The 17,622-nt window shown below is 71.9% G+C and carries 17 protein-coding genes and 1 tRNA gene; 5 read left to right on the top strand and 13 right to left on the bottom strand.

From position 1 onward, the window contains the following. Positions 1-6: 6 nt before the first annotated feature. From BBK82_RS32295 to BBK82_RS32275, 5 genes are all read right to left on the bottom strand, one after another. Positions 7-678, bottom strand: a complete 672-nt coding sequence (locus BBK82_RS32295) for an ESX secretion-associated protein EspG (protein ID WP_335617992.1) — start codon at positions 676-678, stop codon at positions 7-9. Continuing rightward, complete coding sequence (locus BBK82_RS32290; protein ID WP_065918367.1) at positions 675-974, bottom strand: hypothetical protein; 300 nt, start codon at positions 972-974, stop codon at positions 675-677. The genes BBK82_RS32295 and BBK82_RS32290 overlap by 4 nt, the downstream gene beginning before the upstream one ends. Further along, the gene (locus tag BBK82_RS50765) at positions 971-1,255 is read right to left on the bottom strand and encodes a hypothetical protein (protein WP_065918366.1); all 285 of its coding nucleotides are present in this window, start codon (positions 1,253-1,255) and stop codon (positions 971-973) included. The genes BBK82_RS32290 and BBK82_RS50765 overlap by 4 nt, the downstream gene beginning before the upstream one ends. Beyond that, positions 1,252-1,683, bottom strand: coding sequence for a hypothetical protein (locus BBK82_RS50760; protein WP_154697621.1), 432 nt, complete (start codon positions 1,681-1,683; stop codon positions 1,252-1,254). The genes BBK82_RS50765 and BBK82_RS50760 overlap by 4 nt, the downstream gene beginning before the upstream one ends. A 546-nt stretch (positions 1,684-2,229) precedes the next feature. Continuing rightward, positions 2,230-4,338, bottom strand: coding sequence for a helix-turn-helix domain-containing protein (locus BBK82_RS32275; protein WP_065918364.1), 2,109 nt, complete (start codon positions 4,336-4,338; stop codon positions 2,230-2,232). 113 nt (positions 4,339-4,451) lie between these two features. Here BBK82_RS32275 and BBK82_RS32270 point away from each other — a divergent pair, with 113 nt between their 5' ends. Then, positions 4,452-5,051 (top strand): DedA family protein, encoded by a 600-nt coding sequence (locus tag BBK82_RS32270; protein ID WP_065921510.1) that lies wholly within the window; start codon positions 4,452-4,454, stop codon positions 5,049-5,051. Here the strand turns inward: BBK82_RS32270 and BBK82_RS32265 are convergent. Continuing rightward, positions 5,014-5,733 (bottom strand): SDR family NAD(P)-dependent oxidoreductase, encoded by a 720-nt coding sequence (locus BBK82_RS32265; protein ID WP_065918363.1) that lies wholly within the window; start codon positions 5,731-5,733, stop codon positions 5,014-5,016. The two genes, BBK82_RS32270 and BBK82_RS32265, sit on opposite strands and share 38 nt — an antisense overlap. Before the next feature lie 112 nt (positions 5,734-5,845). Between BBK82_RS32265 and BBK82_RS32260 the strand changes: the two genes are divergently transcribed. After that, a complete protein-coding gene (locus tag BBK82_RS32260; RefSeq protein WP_065918362.1) occupies positions 5,846-6,688 on the top strand; it encodes an alpha/beta fold hydrolase in 843 nt (280 codons plus the stop codon). On the opposite strand, the gene BBK82_RS32255 is transcribed toward BBK82_RS32260, so the two are convergent. From BBK82_RS32255 to BBK82_RS32230, 6 genes are all read right to left on the bottom strand, one after another. Further along, positions 6,663-7,811, bottom strand: a complete 1,149-nt coding sequence (locus tag BBK82_RS32255; RefSeq protein WP_065918361.1) for a macrolide family glycosyltransferase — start codon at positions 7,809-7,811, stop codon at positions 6,663-6,665. The two genes, BBK82_RS32260 and BBK82_RS32255, sit on opposite strands and share 26 nt — an antisense overlap. 9 nt (positions 7,812-7,820) lie before the next feature. Further along, positions 7,821-8,780 (bottom strand): glycosyltransferase, encoded by a 960-nt coding sequence (locus BBK82_RS32250; RefSeq protein ID WP_065918360.1) that lies wholly within the window; start codon positions 8,778-8,780, stop codon positions 7,821-7,823. Then, on the bottom strand, positions 8,777-9,688 hold the full coding sequence (locus BBK82_RS32245; RefSeq protein WP_065918359.1) for a Gfo/Idh/MocA family protein: 912 nt from the start codon (positions 9,686-9,688) through the stop codon (positions 8,777-8,779). The genes BBK82_RS32250 and BBK82_RS32245 overlap by 4 nt, the downstream gene beginning before the upstream one ends. 15 nt (positions 9,689-9,703) lie before the next feature. Further along, positions 9,704-10,768 (bottom strand): ABC transporter permease, encoded by a 1,065-nt coding sequence (locus BBK82_RS32240; protein ID WP_065918358.1) that lies wholly within the window; start codon positions 10,766-10,768, stop codon positions 9,704-9,706. Between the two features lies 1 nt (position 10,769). Next, positions 10,770-11,639, bottom strand: coding sequence for an ABC transporter ATP-binding protein (locus tag BBK82_RS32235; RefSeq protein ID WP_065918357.1), 870 nt, complete (start codon positions 11,637-11,639; stop codon positions 10,770-10,772). Between the two features lie 185 nt (positions 11,640-11,824). After that, positions 11,825-13,258, bottom strand: coding sequence for an alpha/beta hydrolase (locus tag BBK82_RS32230; protein ID WP_065918356.1), 1,434 nt, complete (start codon positions 13,256-13,258; stop codon positions 11,825-11,827). Positions 13,259-13,505: 247 nt separating this feature from the next. Between BBK82_RS32230 and BBK82_RS32225 the strand changes: the two genes are divergently transcribed. Then, positions 13,506-14,336 (top strand): hypothetical protein, encoded by an 831-nt coding sequence (locus BBK82_RS32225; RefSeq protein ID WP_065918355.1) that lies wholly within the window; start codon positions 13,506-13,508, stop codon positions 14,334-14,336. An 11-nt stretch (positions 14,337-14,347) separates the two neighbouring features. Here BBK82_RS32225 and BBK82_RS32220 read toward each other — a convergent pair. Beyond that, positions 14,348-14,423 (bottom strand) — tRNA-Gly (locus tag BBK82_RS32220). A gap of 26 nt (positions 14,424-14,449) precedes the next feature. Here BBK82_RS32220 and BBK82_RS32215 point away from each other — a divergent pair. Both BBK82_RS32215 and BBK82_RS32210 read left to right on the top strand, forming a co-directional pair. Next, positions 14,450-15,835, top strand: coding sequence for a vWA domain-containing protein (locus tag BBK82_RS32215; protein ID WP_065918354.1), 1,386 nt, complete (start codon positions 14,450-14,452; stop codon positions 15,833-15,835). Next, positions 15,832-17,604 carry an AAA family ATPase gene (locus BBK82_RS32210; protein WP_065918353.1) on the top strand — a complete coding sequence of 591 codons (1,773 nt, stop codon included), beginning with the start codon at positions 15,832-15,834 and terminating at the stop codon, positions 17,602-17,604. The genes BBK82_RS32215 and BBK82_RS32210 overlap by 4 nt, the downstream gene beginning before the upstream one ends. The last annotated feature ends 18 nt before the right edge of the window (positions 17,605-17,622 follow it).

Raw genomic sequence — 17,622 nt, 5'->3', positions numbered from 1 at the left:
TCTCCCCTACCCCCTCGCCACCGCGGCGACCTCACCGATCGCGCGGACCACCTCGTGGTGCCTCATCGGGTTGACGCTGAGCCAGCCGTCGGCTCCCGCGTCCACCCGCACCCTGCCCTTCGCACTGTCCAACCAGGACACCTCCCGCAACCGGGTGCCGCCCCTGCTCACCGCACCCGCCTGGCCCTGTCCCGGTGCCGGGAAGAACGCGGCGAGCTCGTCACGCCCCCTGCCCGGCGGCACCGTGAGCGGCATCGTCTGCGCCGCCCCGACCCGCGGGACCAGCGCCGCCAGCTCGTCGCTCAGCTCCGCCGCGGCCACGCTCGTGGCACGGACGGTGCTGCCGCTCAGCTCCTGCCGGCACACCACGGCGCGGTGGCCGTGGACGAGCGCGACCGCCCCGGTGGTCTCGGCGCCGACGACCACCAGGTCCACCGCGGCCTGGTACTCGCGCAACGCGGTCACCAGCTCGTCGGCCATTCCGACGGGACCGTCGTCGGTGGCCAGCCCACGGGCCTGCAGACCCTGCGCGGCTTCCGCGAGCAGCTCGCGGCGCTCCCCGGCGAGCCGCCCGAACGACGGCACCCGCAACGGGAACGGCCACCGCACCCCGGCGTGCGTGGCCAGCAGGTCCATCTCGACGAGGTCGAACGCGACCTCGCACTCCACGGCGGTCACCTGCCCACCCGCTGCTGGTCGACGTCGACGTAGGTGGTCGTGATCGCCGCCAGCACCCGCTGGAACTCGCGGACCTCCCGCTCGGCCGCGGTCACCTCACCGGTCAGCCCGGACTCCCCCGCCGCCGCGGACAGCCGCCCCGCCAGCTCCCGCGCCGGTGGCGCCGTCCCCAGCAACGGCTGCCGCTCGGCCAGCCTGGTCGCGGTCGCGATGAGCTCACCCGTCAGCTCCGCGAGCCTGGTCAGCGTCTTGACCCGCTCTCCGAGCGACTCGGGCGCCACCTCGTACCCGTTCACGCCTCCACCCCGATCACCGGCGGGCACGCCCGCTCGTCCAGCTCGAACAACCCGTGGTCCAAGGTCGGCATCTGGTTCTCGTGCTCCTGGTCGTCGTCGCCGCGCGCACCACTCGCGGGCGGTGCCATGCCGCCGTTCTGGGCCGCGTTGCGCGCGTTCGTGTCACCGACCGGTCCGCCGAGGACGGCCGGGCCGGTGGTTCCGCCGAGCAGAACGCCCGCACGCATGCCGGGGGTGAGCTGGGCCGGGCTGCTGGCCGGTGCCGCGGTCGGTGTGCTCACGACCCTCGCTCGTGCCGCACCGCCACCGCCTCCACCCCGCCTCCGGTCAGGCGTTGCCAGGCACCCCGGCGGCCGGTTTCTGGCTGGCGCGGAGGAACCGGGGCCGACGGCGTGGCGGCGGCCTGCGGGACGGCGCCGCGGGCGTCGTCGATCAGGCGGCTGCTGCCGTTGAGGCTCGACTCGTAGGTCTGCATCGCGCGGACGGCCTGGGCCTTCTGCTGGTCGGCCGATCCGACGGTGAAGAAGAAGCTGATGCCCGTGCCGCCGCTCTGGGGCAGCTGCGGGGTGAAGGCCGGTGCGGACGGCAGGCTGAACGGCGCGGGAGGCGTGCCGAAGGTGAACCCGGCCGGTGCCGTCCCGAAGCTCGACGCCGAGAGGCCGCCCGGCGGCGGCGCGAACCCGGCCGCTCCTGGCCCGAACCCCGGCACCGGCACACCGCCGGTCCTGCTGGCGGTGCCACGAGCCGCCCGGCCGCCCCGGCCCGAACCCCGCCACCTCCGTCACCCCCCGGTCCGATCGCGGCGCGGCCGGTGGCGGTGGCATGGCCGCCCGTGCCGCGGCCAACGCGTCCGCGTCCTGCGCCCGTTGCCCGGCCCCCGCCAGCTCGCTGATCTTCTCGATGCGGTCGGCCAGCGCACCCAACCGCGCGGCGGCCTCCTCGGCCGCCACCCCCTGCCAGTCGGCGAGCAGCGCGGTCCGCTGCTCCCTCAGCACCTCCGCGTGCGTGGCCAACGCCGCCCGGTGCGCGGTCCACTCGTCCGCGACCTTGCCGACGGACGCGACGTCGGCGTCCTGCCACAGCATCTGGTGCAGCTCCGAGTGGCTGTACGCCTCCCAGTTGACCGCGTCGGCGGTCGGTGAGTCGTTGCCTGACACCCCTGAGTCCCCTCCCTCGTCCGGCCAGGCAAACGATCACAGCCGAGCGGAACGAGGGACAGGCCAGACGACCGGCCACTTGTGGCCGGTCGGTCTGATCAGCGCGAACGCCGGTAACCGGCCGCGAGGTGCTCTTGCAGCCGCGCGTGCCGGAACTGGTAGACCGCACCCGCGCGGCGCAGCACACCACGCCGGTACGCGTCACGCAGGAACGCCGGGAGCGCCCACGGCAGCCGTCCGGTCAGCGGCAGCCACACCCGCGCCAGCACCAGCCACTGCCCCCACGCGGTCAGGCTGAGCCCGTACGCCAGACCGCCGCCGATCCCGCCGACCAACCCGAGCGCCAGCCCCGTGACCGGGCTCCACGCGACGTCGAACCCGGCGGGCCCGACCAGCACCAGCGCCAGCAACCCGGTGCCGGAAGCGACGAACACGGCGAACGTCGGCACCCCGACCGCCACCATCGCGAGCACCGCGGACCGGTTCGCCCGCAGCAGCCCGAACGGCGACCCGGCCGTCCGCACGTCCAGCGGCGCCTCGACGGCGGCGACCACCCCGAACACCAGCCCGGCCCCCGCACCGAACACGACCGCGAACACCCCGCTGTCGACCAGCACCCCGGCCGACAGCTCGTACGCGGGGTTCACCGTCCACCACGCGAGCGCGCGCACCAGCCCGTACCCGGCACCGACGAGCCCGCCGAAGCACACCCCGAGCAGGGACCGCGACCACACGTGCGGCCCGAACCGCCCGCGCAACCGCAGCCGCGTCCGCACCGGCAGCAACGGCGCGACCCGCCGGTGCGCCAGCCCGAACACCACGCCCGTGACCAGCGCGATCAACACCCCGAACAGCGCCAGCCGGAGGTTCACCGCCCCGATCAGCAGGCCTTCGACCAGCAGGTCCGCCCCACCGACCGCGACCCCGACGCCGAGGCCGACCACCGCCGCCCGCCGCCGCATCGACGTCCCGAGCTGCCACCACGCCAGGTCGTGCGTCCCGAGCCTGGTCAGGTGGTCGGCCAGGTAGCCGAGCCACCGCTGCGCGTCGGCCCGTTCCTCGTACACGGCCGGGACGAAGCTGCCGAGCAGGTGCCGTTCCAGCGCGTCGGCGGTGTCGAACTCGAGCAGCTCCTCGGGCGGATGATCAGGCGTGTCGCTGTGGATCCGGCGCGCCAGCGCCACCATCAGCGGCGTGCTCAGCACATCGGCCAACGGCCCGCCCGCGGCCACCTCCGCCAGCACCGCGTCCCACGCACCGGCCCGCCGCGTGGTCCGCGGCAGGTACTCCGCCACGTCCTGCGGCGACAGCTCCGCCAGCACCACCGCCGCGGCCGACGTCAGCACGTCGGTGCCGGCGACCGCGTCGGCGTACTCGTCCACCCGGCTCGTCAACAACAACGGCAACGTCGTGGTGTTCAACGCGACCAACGCGGCCCGGTGCAACCCGTGCGCGATCTCGTCGAACCCGTCCAGCACCGGCAACACCCGTTGCGCGTCGACCAGCGCCGACGCCAGCGTGCCCCCACCCGGCCCCGGCCCCGCCAGGAACGGGTGGTCCCGCTCCAACTGCCCCGCCAGCCAGTCCCGCACCCCGCTGCGGCGCGGGTCCCACGCCCCGAGGCTGAAGATCACCGGCACCGGATCGGCCTGCTCGGCAACGAGGTCCAGCACGAACCGGGAGGTCAGCACCGTCTTCCCGGAGCCGGCCCCGCCCAGCACCACCAGCCGCCGCGACCCGACCCGCCGGTACACCTCGACGACCTGGTCCAGCCGCCCGTCGAGCTCCACCTCGCCGCCGATGTTGAGCCAGCTGTCCATCAGCTCCGGCCTGGCCGCCGTCCACCGCACCGGCAACGGCACCGGGTCGTGCACCTGGCGCTGTTCCTCCTCGCGCCGCCACCGCCCCTCGACGGCGGTCTTCAACGCCGCGACCGCCTCCGCCAACGGGTCAAACTGCCTCGTGGCGACCTCGACCACCGGCTCCGACCGCCCCGCGGCGCCGAACAGCTCAGCCCGCTCGTCCCCGGTCAGCTCCAGCGCGTCGGCCAACGACCGCACGGTCCCCATCCGCGGATCGGTGCGTTCGCCGGTCTCCAGTCCTCGCACCGTGCGGATGCCGACGGCGGCACGCTGGGCGAGCGCCTCCTGGCTCAATCCCGCCCGCTGCCGCCACTGACGCAGCAGTAAGCCGAACCGGCTCGTCACAACGCCCCCTCGTTCCGATGATCGGCATCGTATCGAGACCACGGCGTCTAGTTGACCGCTGCCACGACCAACTCCCCCGGCACGTGCGGCCGTTCCGGAGGAAGATCGCGGACGTGCTGTCCCACTGGCTGCAGACCGTCCCGCCACTGCTGGTCTACGTGATCGTGGGCCTGGTGGTGGGTCTCGAAAGCGTCGGCATCCCGCTCCCCGGCGAGATCGTCCTCGTCACCGCCGCCCTGATGGCCTCGCACCACGACGGCGTGAACCCGGTCGTCGTCGGCGCCTGTGCCTCCGCGGGCGCGATCATCGGCGACAGCATCGGCTACTCGCTGGGCAAGCGGTTCGGCCCGCGCATCTTCACCCGGGCCGAAGCGAAGTTGCCCCGGCACTTCGACGCCGGCAAGATCAGCCGCGCCCGGGCGCTGTTCGAACGGCACGGCGCCTGGGCGGTGTTCTTCGGCCGGTTCGTGGCGTTGCTGCGGATCCTGTCCGGTCCGCTCGCGGCCACGATGGGCATGCACTACGGGAAGTTCCTGCTGGCCAACGCTCTGGGCGGCATCGCGTGGGCCGGCGGCACGACGGCAGCGGTCTACTTCCTCGGGGAGGCGGCGGAGAAGTACTTCGCCGAGTTCTCCTGGATCGCACTGCTCGCGGTGCTCGTGGCGGTCGTCGGGTTCAGCGTCCGAGCCCGGCTCCACCGTTCACGCCGATGACCTGGGCGGTCACGTGCCCGGCCTCCGGTGAGGTCAGGAACGTGATCACCGCGGCGATGTCGGCGGGTATGCCGGCCCGGCCGTTGGCGGGGTTGCCGACGAGCTTCTTGCGGCGTTCCTCGCTCAAAGTGCCGCCGAAGAACTCCGTGTCCTCCACGACGCCGGGCGAGACCACGTTGACGGTGATGCCGCGCGTGCCGAGGGCGAACGCCAGGTCCGCCGTCCACGCCTCGACCGCCGCCTTCGCCGCACCGTAGGCACCGGAGCCGCGACGGCCCGCGATCGAGCCGATCGTCACCACCCTGGCGTTGTCGGCCAGGCGCGGTTCGAGCGCGGTCGTGACGAGCACGGCGCTGATCACGTTGGACTCGTAGTTGGCGATCCACAGGGTGCGGACGTCGGTCAGGTTCTCCGGCGCGGGCAGGCGGCGGGTCATGTTGCCGCCCGCGTTGTTGACCAGTACGTCCACCTGGGACGGCAGGTCGCCCAGAGCGTTCTGGACCGCCACCGGGTCGGCGGCGTCGAACACCACCGCCCGCGCACCGATCTCGTCGGCCGCGGCCTTGAGCACTTCCTCGCGCCGGCCGGTGATCACGACGTCCAGGCCCTGCTCCACGAGCCTGGCCGCCACCGCCTTGCCGATGCCCGTGCCGCCGCCGGTCACCACTGCTGTTCGGGTCATGCGATCTTTGATATCAGCGGACTTCGGCCCAAGTCGATCGGCTTGTCAGCCCAGCGCGGTTCACGTCTGTGACTACGCTGCTCAAGGCAACTTCGGCACTGGGGAGAAAAACATGACGACCCACATCCTGGACACCAACGGCGCCGCCATCACCTATGACGTGGAGGGCGAGGGCGGCCGTCCGTTGATGATGATCGGCCAGCCGATGGACGCGAGCGGTTTCACGTCCTTGCGCGCGCAGTTCCCCGACCGCACCGTGATCACCTACGACCCGCGCGGTCTGGGCAGGAGCACGCGGTCGGACGGCCGCACCGACAACACGCCCGAGACGCAGGCGGCGGACGTGCACGCGGTGATCCAGGCCGTCGGCGGCCCGGTCGACCTCTTCGCCTCCAGCGGCGGCGCGGTCACGGCACTGGAGCTCGTCGCGTCCTATCCGGACGACGTGGTCACCCTCGTCGCCCACGAGCCGCCGATCATCGACGTGCTGCCCGACGCCAAGGCCGCCCGGCGCGCCCGCGACGGTTTCATGGCCGTCTACCAGGCGAAGGGTGGCGGCGCGGGCATGGCGGCGTTCATCCAGATGAGCTCGTGGCAGGGCGAGTACACCGACGAGTACTTCGCGCTGCCCGCACCGGACCCGGCTCAGTTCGGCATGCCGGCCGAGGACGACGGCAAGCGCGACGACCCGTTGCTCGGCACCTCGTCGCTGGCGATCACCGACTACTACCCGCGCGTCGACGACCTGAAGGCCGCCTCCACCCGCGTGGTGATCGCGGTCGGCGAGGAGACCGGCGACGCGTTCACCGCGCGCACGGCCGTCCACACGGCACGGTTGCTCGGGCAGGAGCCGGTGGTGTTCCCGAGCCACCACGGCGGCTTCATCGGCGGCGAGTTCGGCTACGCGGGCAAGCCGGAGGAGTTCGGCGTCAAGCTCCGCGAAGTGCTCGGCTGAGGACCAGGTCGGCGGCGCGTTCCACCCCTCTGCCCTGAAGGACAGCGGCTCGCATCCGGTCGACGTTGCGCCGGATGCGGTCGCTGGCCGCGACCCGGTCCACCGCCGCACGCAGGTCTTGGACGTCGTCCACGCGTTCACCGAGCCCGAGCTCCACGACCCGGTCGGCGTTGGTGGCCTGCTCCGGCGTCTGCGGCACCACGACCAGCGGAACGCCCTGGTGCAGCGCCTCCAGCGTGGAGTTCATGCCACCGTGCGTGATGAACGCGGCCGCGTGTTCCAAGACCGCGAGCTGCGGGAACCACGGCTGGACGTCGATCGTGCCCGGCACCGGACCGACATCGACGCCCGCGCTCAACGCGACCTGCCACGCGCCGTCGCCGAACTGCTCGACGCACGCCCGGTAGAACGCCTCGTCGCTCAGCAACGACCCCAGCGAGACGTAGAGCAGCGGCAGGTCGTGCCGCGGCGCCCACTCCTCGTCGAGCCGGCGGCCCAGCAGCGGGCCGACGAAGTGGAACGTCTCGTCGAAGGTGTCCCCCGCGGGCTGGAACTCCCTCGGCACCAGCACGACGTTGCACGCGTCCGGTTCGTCCAGCGTGCTCTCGACGGTCAGCTCCACACCGTGTTCGGCGGCGAACCGCGCGCAGTCGTCCTCGATCGCCCACGCGACCGCCGGAGCCATCATCGCGAAGTGCTCGTTGGACACGAAGTGCGGCACCGTCCGCACCGCCGGAAGACCCAGCTGCCGTGCCACGACCCGGCCCGGCCAGTTCGTGGCGTCGTAGACCAGCACGTCCGGCCGGACCTGCGCACACCGCCGCAGCAACACCGGGTGCGTCGCGCGCATGGCCGCGAAGTAGTGCGGGAACCACTCGTCGATCGGGTTGGCGGTCTTCGGCTGGAACGGCGGCAGCGACGGCAGCTCCACCCATTCGGCGCCCGCCTCGACGACCGCGTCCGCGTGCTCGGCACCGGTCGCGTACCCGACCCGGTGGCCGCGCCGCACCAGCTCCTCGACCAGGGGCAGCGTCGGGGTGAGGTGGCCGTGACCGGCGAGGGTGACGAACAGCAGCTCCACCCCGCCGATCCTGGCCAGCTCCCAGGTCACCCGGCAACGCATTTACCGCGTTTACCGCGCGACCGCCTCGACGAGGTCGGCGGCGCGCACCACACCACCGGCCCGGTGGACAGCGGCTCGCATCCGGTCGACGTTGCGCCGGATGCGGTCGCCGGCCGAGACCCGGTCCACCGCGGCGCGCAAGTCCTGGAGGTCGTCCACGCGTTCACCGAGCCCGAGATCCGCGACCCGGTCGGCAATCTCGTCCGAGAAGACCGGCACGACGACCAGCGGGACGCCTTCGCGCACCGCCCCCAGCACGGAAGTCGAGTCGCCCCCGGTGATGAGCACCGGTGTGCGCGTGGGATCCGCGGGCTGCAGGAACCAGGGCTGGACGTCGATCGCGTCGGACACCTCGGGCAGCTCGTACCGCGGTGTCCAGTACTCGTCGACCAGCCGGCCCGCCGGCGGCCCGACGAAGTGGACGGTCTCGCCGAACGTGTCCCCGGCGGGCTGGAACTCCCTGGGCACGAACACGAGGTCGCACTCCTCCGGCTCGTCGAACAGGCTCTCCAAGGTGAGCGCCACGCCCTGCTCGGCCGCGAACCGCGCGCAGTCGTCCTCGATCTTCCGGGCGCGGTCGGGGATCTCCAGCGGGAAGTGCTCGTTGTGCGCGAACAGCCGCACGGCCCGCACCGCCGGGATGCCGAGCTGCCGGGCGACGACCTTGGCCGGCCAGTTCTGGTCGCTGTACACCACCACGTCCGGCCGGTCGCGCCGGCACTCGTCGAGCAGCACCGGATGAGTCGCGCGCGTCGCCGCGAACCAGTGCGGGAACCACTGCTCCGGCCCGCCGAGAAACGGCTGGTAAGGCAGCTCCACCCATCCCGCGCCGGTCGTGCCGACCAGGGCGGCGTGATCGGCGGCGGTGGCGCAGCGGACGTCGTGACCGCGCCGGAGGAGCTCCTCGACCAGCGGCAACTTCTGCAGGACGTCGTCGTGACCGGTGAAGACGACGAACAGGACCTTCACCGCAGGAACGCCTCGACCACCTCGGCCACCCGCAGCCCGCTCGCGAAGTCCGCCAGGTCCCGCGGGTGCTCACCGCGCACGGCCTGCGCGAACAACCCGAGCCGCGCCGAGTCCGACCCGCGCGCACCGAGCTCCACCGGCTCCCACGCGCCGCCGTCCGAAGTGGACAGCTGCGCCCACTGGCTCAGCCGCAACGACCTCCGCGTCCCCCACACCGTCCACTCGTAGACCTCAGGCCCGGCCAGCCCCGAGAACGCCGACACGTGCACCGGCACGCCACCGCCGCGCAGCACCCCGCGTGCGGCCACCTCGGCTGCTCCGGCGGACGGGAAGTCCGCCGACACCGACTCGACCGCCAGCGGCCCGAGCATCCGGTCGGTCAGGTAGACGAAGTGCGACAGCACCTCCCGCACGAACCCGCCCTGTTCTGCTTCAGCCAGCCACCGAGCGTCCTTCTGGAACTCCCGCGGCCACTTCGGGAACTGCAGCCGCACCTCGACGCCCCGCAGCTCGCCCAGTGAGGGCAGCAGGCGTTCGATCTCCAGCGTGGCGGCCATGTCCGACAACGCGAAGTTCACCGCGTTCGGGCGTCCGGCCGCCGCCTCGACCATCGCGCGGGCCTCGGCGAGGTCGACGGCCAGTGGCTTCTCGCAGAACACCGCCTTGCCCGCGGCCAGCGCCTGGATCGCCTGAGAGGCGTGCACGGCGGGTGGCGTGGCGAGGTAGACCGCGTCCACATCGGACAGCACGTCGCCGAGCGAGGTGACCACGCGGACGTCCAGCGTGCGCGGCACCACGTCCACGCCGGCGACGACGGTGAAGGCGGGATGTGCCTGCGCCGCCGTCAGCATCCGGGTGCCCATGGCACCCAGGCCGACGACGGCGAGGCGAATCGGATCAGCTACCATGCCGCACAGTCTCGCCTATTCGGCGGGAGCCCACGCGCGGGCCAGCTTGACCCGTCCCCCGGTCTGCAGCAGCGAGCCGGTGTAGAGGCGCGAGGCGACCAGCAGGATCACCACGACCGTCGCCGCGAGGATGCCGAGCGACAGCAGCGCCTCCCACGGCTGGGCCTGCTGGGCGAACATCCGCACCGGCATCGCGACCCCCGCCGTGAACGGCACGAAGGACATCACGCCGAGCACCGCCGGGTTGTCGAAGAAGAACTGCACGCCGAAGTACGGTCCCATCACCGCGAGCATCACCAGGCCCATCGTCGAGCCGAGGTCCTCCTGGCGGCTGACCAGCGCGCCCGCGACCGCCCACAGCGACGACACCAGCACGAACCCGAGGCACAGGAACGGCACGAACCACCCGAGCGCCGGTGCCACGACCGCCAGCAGCTCCTGCTGCCCGGCCACCCTGAGCGCGATCGGCGCGGTGAGGGCGAGCACCACCACCTGCCCCATGGTCAGGATCACGTGCCCGACGATCTTGCCGGCGAGCAGCGCCTTCACCGGCACCGTCGACACCAGGATCTCCACGATCCGCGTCTGCTTCTCGGTCACCGTGCTCTGCGCGATCGCGGCGCCTCCCATGCCGAACATGAGGAACACCAACCCGAACACCAGCACCACGACGAACCGCTGGTCCGAGCTCACCGCCGACGGGTCCAGCAGCTCGACCGGTGGCGACTCCACGAGCTGCGAGATCACCCCGGTCGGCGGGTCGTTGAGCGCCAGCACCTTGACGCCGGACCCGTCGGGCACGATCGCCGCCTCGACCTCGTCCGCGCGGACGAGCTCCTGCGCCGCCCGCACGTCGGCGACCTCGCGCACGTCGAGCGGCTTGCCCTCGACGACCTTCGCGGCCGACCCGACCACCGCGACCTTCGGGTCGTCACCGCCGAACACCGTCGGCAGCACGGTGAGCGCGAACAACCCGACGATGGTCGCGAGGAACCCGATCCAGAACCCCTTGGTGGAGACGAACGTCCTCATCTCCCGCTCGGCGACCAGCCACGTCGCCTTCGTGAACGTCTGCGCCACGTCAGCTCACCTCCTTGAAGATCTCGTCCAGCGTGGGCACGACCGGCGCGAACGACCGCACCTCACCCCGCTGCAGGGCCTGTTCGAGCACCGCCCGCGACGCCCCCTCGAACACCACGCGCGGCCCGTCCAGCTCCACCACGCCCGCGCCGGGAACGTCCCGCACCCACCCGGCGTCGGTGTCCACGACGATCTCGTACCGCTCACCCGCGTGCCGCTGCCGCAGCTCCTCACGCGACCCCTTGGCCGCGATCCGTCCCTTCGAGATGATCACGACGTCGTCGCACAACCGCTCCACGATCGCGAGCTGGTGGCTGGAGAACAACACCGGCACCCCGTTCGCCGCGCGCTTGCGCAGCACGTCGAGCACCGTGTCCACCGCGATCGGGTCGAGCCCGGAGAACGGCTCGTCGAGGATGAGCACGTCCGGCTCGTGCACCAGCGCCGCGGCGATCTGCACCCGCTGCTGGTTGCCGAGCGACAGCTGCTCCAGCCGGTCGTCCGCCCGGTCGCTCAGCTCCAGGTCGGCGAGCAGCTCGTCGGTGTTGCGCTGCGCGACCTCGCGGTCGACCCCGTGCAACCGCCCCAGCCACGTGATCTGCTCGCGCACCTTCATCTTGGGGTAGAGCCCGCGCTCCTCGGGCATGTACCCGAAGTGCGGCTTGTTCTGCGGCGAGATCGCCTGCCCCTGCCAGCTCACCACACCCCCGTGCGCGGCCAGCACCCCCAGCACGATCCGCATGGTCGTCGTCTTGCCGGACCCGTTGGCGCCCAGGAACCCCGTCATGCGCCCAGGCCGCACTTCGAAGCTCACGTCGTCGAGCACCCGGTGGTCGCCGAAGCTCCGGCTGATCCCCGTCACCGTCAACATGCCGTGAACGCTAGGCGGTGGCGTTCAAGATCGCGTCCGCCGCGCGGCATCATCCTCGCGGAGGACCCGCGGGAGGCCGGGTCGCCACGATCCGACAGCTCACCCGTGTCCCGGTCGGAGCTCGGAGCTGCAGCGACCGCGCCGCGTGCCTTCGAGGCACGCGGCGCGGTCCTAACGCACTGGCACTAGCACTTCCGGTCGCCCGGCCGTTCCCCGCCGACCAGGTACGCCGTCACCTCCTCGTTGGCGCACTTGTTCGCCCCGAGCAGGTACGTCCCGTGCCCGCCCTGGTCGGCCACGATCATGGCCGCCCGGTCGCCGAACGCCCTGCGCATCGACCGCGCGCCCGCCAACGGCGTCGCCGGGTCGCGTTCGTTCTGCACCATCAGCACGTTGCGCGGTCCGCGGTCGTTCGGCTTCACCTGCTTCTCCACCGGGTCCGGCCAGAACGCGCACGGCATGATGTTCGCGCCGGCCGCCCCGAACATCGGGTACCGCACCCGGTCGACCGCCACGTTGCGCTCGTAGGTGCTGACCGCGGTCGGCCAGCGCGAGTCGCCGCACACCACGTAGAACCGGCCGGAGATCAGGCTCTCCACCCGTGCCGGGGCCGGCGTGTTGTCCGGCGGCAGCGGGGTGCCGGCGTTGAGCGCCTGGTACTGCGCCGCCAGCTTGGCGAACGCCGCGTCGGTGGTCCGGTAGAGACCGCCGAAGGTCATCACCCGGAACAGCTGGCCGGTGATGCCCTCCGGTGACGGCGTGCGGTCGAGCTTCGCGGCGATCTCGAAGTACTTCGCCCGCACCTGTTCGGGCGTGGTGCCCAGGCCGTACTGCGGCCGCTTCGCCGCCCAGGCCGCGAACTGGGGGAACGTGTCCTCCACGCCGCGCCCGTAGTTGCGGCTGCCCTCGACGTCCCAGCCGCCGGCGCCCAGGTTGCTGTCGAGCACCACGCGGTCGGTCGTGCGCGGGAACATCGTCGTGTACACCGCGCCGAGGTTCGTCCCGTAGGAGTAGCCGAGGAACGACGCCTTGCGCTCGCCCAGTGCCTGGCGCACCGAGTCGAGGTCACGTGCGATGTTCGCGGTCGTGTTGTGCGGCAACAGGTACGCCGTGGACGACGTGGTGCACTGCTGTGCGATCTGGCGCACCTCGTCAGCCCGCTTGCGCACGTCGGCCTGCGTCACCGCGTACGGCGGCACGTTGCCGAAGAACATCTGCTCGTCGGTCAGGTCGCACGTGGCCGGCGTGCTGTAGCCGAAGCCGCGCGGGTCCATGCCGATGATGTCGTAGGCGTCGAGCACGCTTTGCGGCATCCCGAAGAGCGTGAGGTCGCTGGGGAACGTCAGCCCCTCGCTCGGCCCACCGGGGTTGGTGAACAGCACGCCCCGGCGCTTCTCCGGGTTCTTGCTGGCCAGGCGCGAGATCGTCACCTCGATCTTGCGCCCTTCGCGCTTCTTGTAGTCGAGCGGCACCTGCAACGTGCCGCATTCCAGGCCCGGCCGCGCGACGTCCGCCGGACACTCCTTCCACTGCACGGTCGGCGTCGCCGATGCCGTCCCCGGCACCACCAACGCCGCCACCGCGGCCAGAGCCGCGGCCAGGGACAACGCTTTTCGCATGTGCGAGTACCTCTCCCGGCGACGCGTTCGTCCGAACGCGCCACCACCTCGGAAACCCGGCCGTTCGATCCGGACGGCCGGGACCAAGTCCAAACTGTGCCGCTACGGCATGGTCAAGGCGGACGGTCCAGGTCGAGACGAAGGTGAACCGGGGTGTCGACGTTCGTCGACCGCTCCGATGGCCACCTGTCCTCGATCACCGGAAATCCGGCGCGCCCACACCGCCCCGTTTGCCATACTTCGCGCTGTGAACAGGGGGAACGACGCGTCGGCCGTGCACTTTCTGCTCTCGCTCATCGACCGGCAGGACGCGGCCGCCATCCGCCGCCGCCTCGGTCTGGGCGAGCCGCAGCGGCGCACGGGCGAGGACGCCGCGCGGGAGCTCAGCCGCCTCGGGGCGCCCCGCTCGGTGCTGCTGTGGATGCTGGAGCGCGACGACCCCGCCGTCAACGCCATCGTCTTCCACCACCCGCAGGCCACCGACACGATGAAGCGCGACATCCTGCGCGGCGTGCCGTTCGGAGCCGCCGCGGGCCCGTTGCCGGGCATCGAGGGCTGCATGAGCCACTGGTGCACGCACGAGGAGCCGCGGATCGAGGCGGACGGCGACCCGATCGGTGGCCTGCGCGAGGCCTCGACCATGCGGCAGGCGCGGTACGCGGTGCGGGCGATCGGCAAGCAGGACTGGGCCGAGGTGGCCGAGGCCGACCTCGAACAGCCGCTGCCGGGCTACGCGCGGTGGGCGTTGAGCCAGCGCATCGACTGTCCACAACAGCTCCGCAGGCAGTTCGGCGAGCACGCCAAGTTCCGGCACAGGTTGCGCACGGCGGGCATCGTCGAGCTGCGCGAGTACGTCGAACAGGGCCGGCCGCCCGAGCACGTGCTGACGGTGCTGCACCTCGGCGCCGAGCTGTTCCCGCAGCAGGCGGCCGAGGCCAGGAAGATGGTGGAACCGTTGGTGCGCACGGAGATCGGCAAACACGAGGAGGCGTGGGCAGTGCTGGCGCAGCTGCTGCCGACGTTCACGGGGACGGTGCCGGAGCTGGTCCGCACCAGCGGGGCCGTCGCCGCGGTGTGACCGGACCTGGGTGACGGGCGGCTGGATTCGAACCAGCGTCTCCCGCCTGGGCAAGGCGGTGCGTCTGCCTCTGCGCTACGACCCGTCGCCGAAGATCCTACTGGTGGGGAGAGATGAGCTCGCACAAACCGCGTCCCGTCGTGGACCTGCACGACCGGCGCGCGCTCGCCGCGTGGCGCCCGGCCGCGCCGGACACGATCGCGCAGGCCGAGCGGCTCAAGGAGGCCGCGCTGCTCGACTTCGGGCTGAGCGAGTCCGTGGTCGGTTCGTGGCTGTTCTCCAAGTGCCGCCACCAGATCGCGACGACGGCGATCGACACCGCGGCCGTCGTCGCGTCCGGTGACGGCACGTGCCTGCTGCTGTTCAACCCGGACTTCTTCGCCGGCATAGGGCTCGACGGCGTGAAGTTCGTGCTGTTCCACGAGGCACGCCACCTCGTGCACCGGCACCTGTTCGCCGACCGGGAGCTGCGCGAGGACCCGGTCTTCACCACCGCGGCCGAGGTCGCGATCAACCACGTCGTCCTCACCAGGCTCGGCACCGGTCTGCCCTCCCCCGGCGGCAAGCCCATCGGCGTGAACCCCGCCGAGGTCTACGCGCGGTACGTCGCCGACCTGACCGCGCAGCAGCTCGTCCCGTCCGAGTACCAGGAATTCATTGAGACGGACATGACCGTCTACGGCGAGCTCAAGCGCATGAAGAACCCGCCGGTGCCCGCGCGGCTCTGCATCCACGTCACCCACGACGTCCCTGCCGACCAGCAGACGGTCGACGACGTGGTCGGGTCGGCGTTGCTGAACTGCCTGCTCGCCGCCCGGCGCGGCAATGGCGGCGCCGAGTCCGAGCTGCTCGACCTGATGGGCCGCACCGAGGACGCGGCGGGCAAGGTCTGGGGCAACCTCGGCGCGGGCGTGCTGCGGGGCCAGACCGCGCGAACGGGCAAGGTCGACTGGTGGCAGCGCTGGCTCGTCGACGTGCTGGGGTCGAAGCTGCGCGAGGGTGAGCGGCTGGTGTACCCGAAGAAGCGCGGCGCCGTGCTGGCCGCGCTGGGGCACGACCCGGTGCTGTCGCGCCGGGGTCCGGTGCGGGACAAGGTGCTGGTCATCGCCTACGACACGTCCGGGTCGATGCCGGACGGCGTGGTCGACTGGATGGTCGAGCTGGTCGGCGGGATCGACGGCGTGCAGGCGCACTGGCTGTCGTTCGACGGCGTGGTGATGCCGTTCCGGCCCGGCGAGCGCGTGCTCGGCGGTGGCGGGACGAGCTTCCAGGCCGTCGTCGAGTACGTCGAGGGTCGCTCCACAGTGGACGGCGAGCTGTTCAGCGAGGTCCCGGACGCGGTCGTCGTGCTCACCGACGGCTACGCGCCCAAGGTGACGCCCGCCGAGCCGGACAAGTGGATCTGGCTGATCACCGAGGGCGGCGACGACTGGCCCGATTCGCACACACCACCCATGGCTTGCCACCGCGTGCGGCCCGTGATCCGGAGGAACCGATGACATCGCAGACCAAGACCCGGTCGCGCCTGGCCGAGTTCATCGACGCGATGATCGACATCGGCCAGACCGGGCAGATCTTCGGCTCGCACGGCATCGGCAAGACCGCGACGTTCTTCTCGCACATCGCCGAGGCCCACCCGGCCACCGAGCTGGTGTTCGTGCCGGCGGCCAACCTCACGCCGGACGACCTGCTGATCAACGCACCCGTGCGCGAGAACGGCGAGCTCGTGCTGCGCCAGCTGGTGATGAGCCAGCTGCGGCCGGGCAGGAGGTTCGTGCTGCTGATCGACGACTCGCTGCAGGCCGGTGAGACGATCCAGTCGCAGCTCATGCAGATCGCGTGCAACTGGACGCTCGGCGAGTACGACCTGCGCGCGCTCGGCTGTGTCGGCGTGTTCCTCACCGACAACGAGTCGCTCGCCGAGACTTCCGCGCGGCGCAGCGACCTCGCGATCCTCGACCGCATGGTGACCGTGCGGATGACCGCGAACGACACCGCGTGGCGCACGAAGCTCGCGGCTCGCTACCGCGAGTGGGACCTGCAGCCGTTCTTCGGCGTGTGGAACTCGCTGGGGCCGGAGCTGCGGGAGTTGTTGTCGCCGCGCACGATGGAGCACGTGCTGGCGAACGCCCGCGAGGGTTTCCCGTTGCGGTGGGCGCTGCCGCTGGTCAACGGCGAGCGGCTGCGGCTGCGGGAGACGCGCGGCACCAAGCAGGCCGACCGCACCGCGGAGGTCCTCGACCGGCTGGCGAACGCCCTCGGCGTGCCGAACCGGCCGTCCGTCCCCGACCCGGTGCGGCAGGTGCTGAAGGCCGCGCTGCGCAACCGGTGGAGCGTGCTGCTGCAGGGCCCGCCCGGTTGCGGCAAGACCGAGCTGGTCCGCGAGACGCTGCGCGCGGGCCTCGGCCACGACCCGCTGTACTTCTCGTTGCCGGTGACCAACGTCGAGGACCTCTGCGCGCCACTGCCGACCACCGACGGCACGCTGGAGAACCTGATGGCGCGCCCGTTCACCGGCCGCGAGCCCAAGGCGATCGTGTGGGACGAGTACAACCGCCCCAAGGACAAGGCGGCCTTCGCCCGCCTGATGGAGATCACCCAGGAGTGGTCGCTCGCCGGCCGGCCGATCGAGAACCTGCGTGCCCAGGTCGCCATCCAGAACCCGCCCTACCACCTCGGCCGCAAGCTCCTGGTGTCGCGCAACAACATCGCCCAGGCGACCCGCTTCACCTGCTCGCTGGTCGTCGACCCCGCCGACATCCCCGCCAACGAGTGGCTGATCAACCGGTACGGCGGTGTCGCGGAGACCGTGCTGGAGTGGTGGAAGCACGACATCGACGACGAGGGCAGGGAGTGGATCACCAAGCGCACCATCGAGCGCCTGGTGAAGCTGCACGAGCGCGGCCTGCCCCTGGAGCTGGCCACCATCTACCTGGGTGACGGCGAGTACGCACCGGTCCCGTTGACCGCGCTGGTCGACCGCCTGAACAACCGCCCGGTGACCGGTCTGGGCGAGCTGGCGCGGCAGGTCGGTCGCTGGGAGGAGAGGCTGCGCACGGAGTCGGGCGCGGCGGAGGGCGGCAACGCGGGCGACCTCGTGCACCAGGTCCTCGCCAACGCCGAGCTGTCGCAGCTGAGGCGGCACCGCAAGGTGGTGGCGCGGTTGGTGGCGTTGCTGCCGCCGAAGCTGCGGGCGACGTACCTGGTGGGGGTGGCGGAGGATCGGCAGCGGTTCTGGATCGAGGTGTTCGGCGCGCTGAAGCGGTGAGCCGGGCGCGGTGAGAGC

This window comes from Lentzea guizhouensis (assembly GCF_001701025.1).
GTDB classification, from domain to species: Bacteria; Actinomycetota; Actinomycetes; order Mycobacteriales; family Pseudonocardiaceae; genus Lentzea; species Lentzea guizhouensis.
The sequence above is the reverse complement of the archived record's forward strand: the minus strand, read 5'-3'. Positions and strand labels throughout refer to the sequence as shown.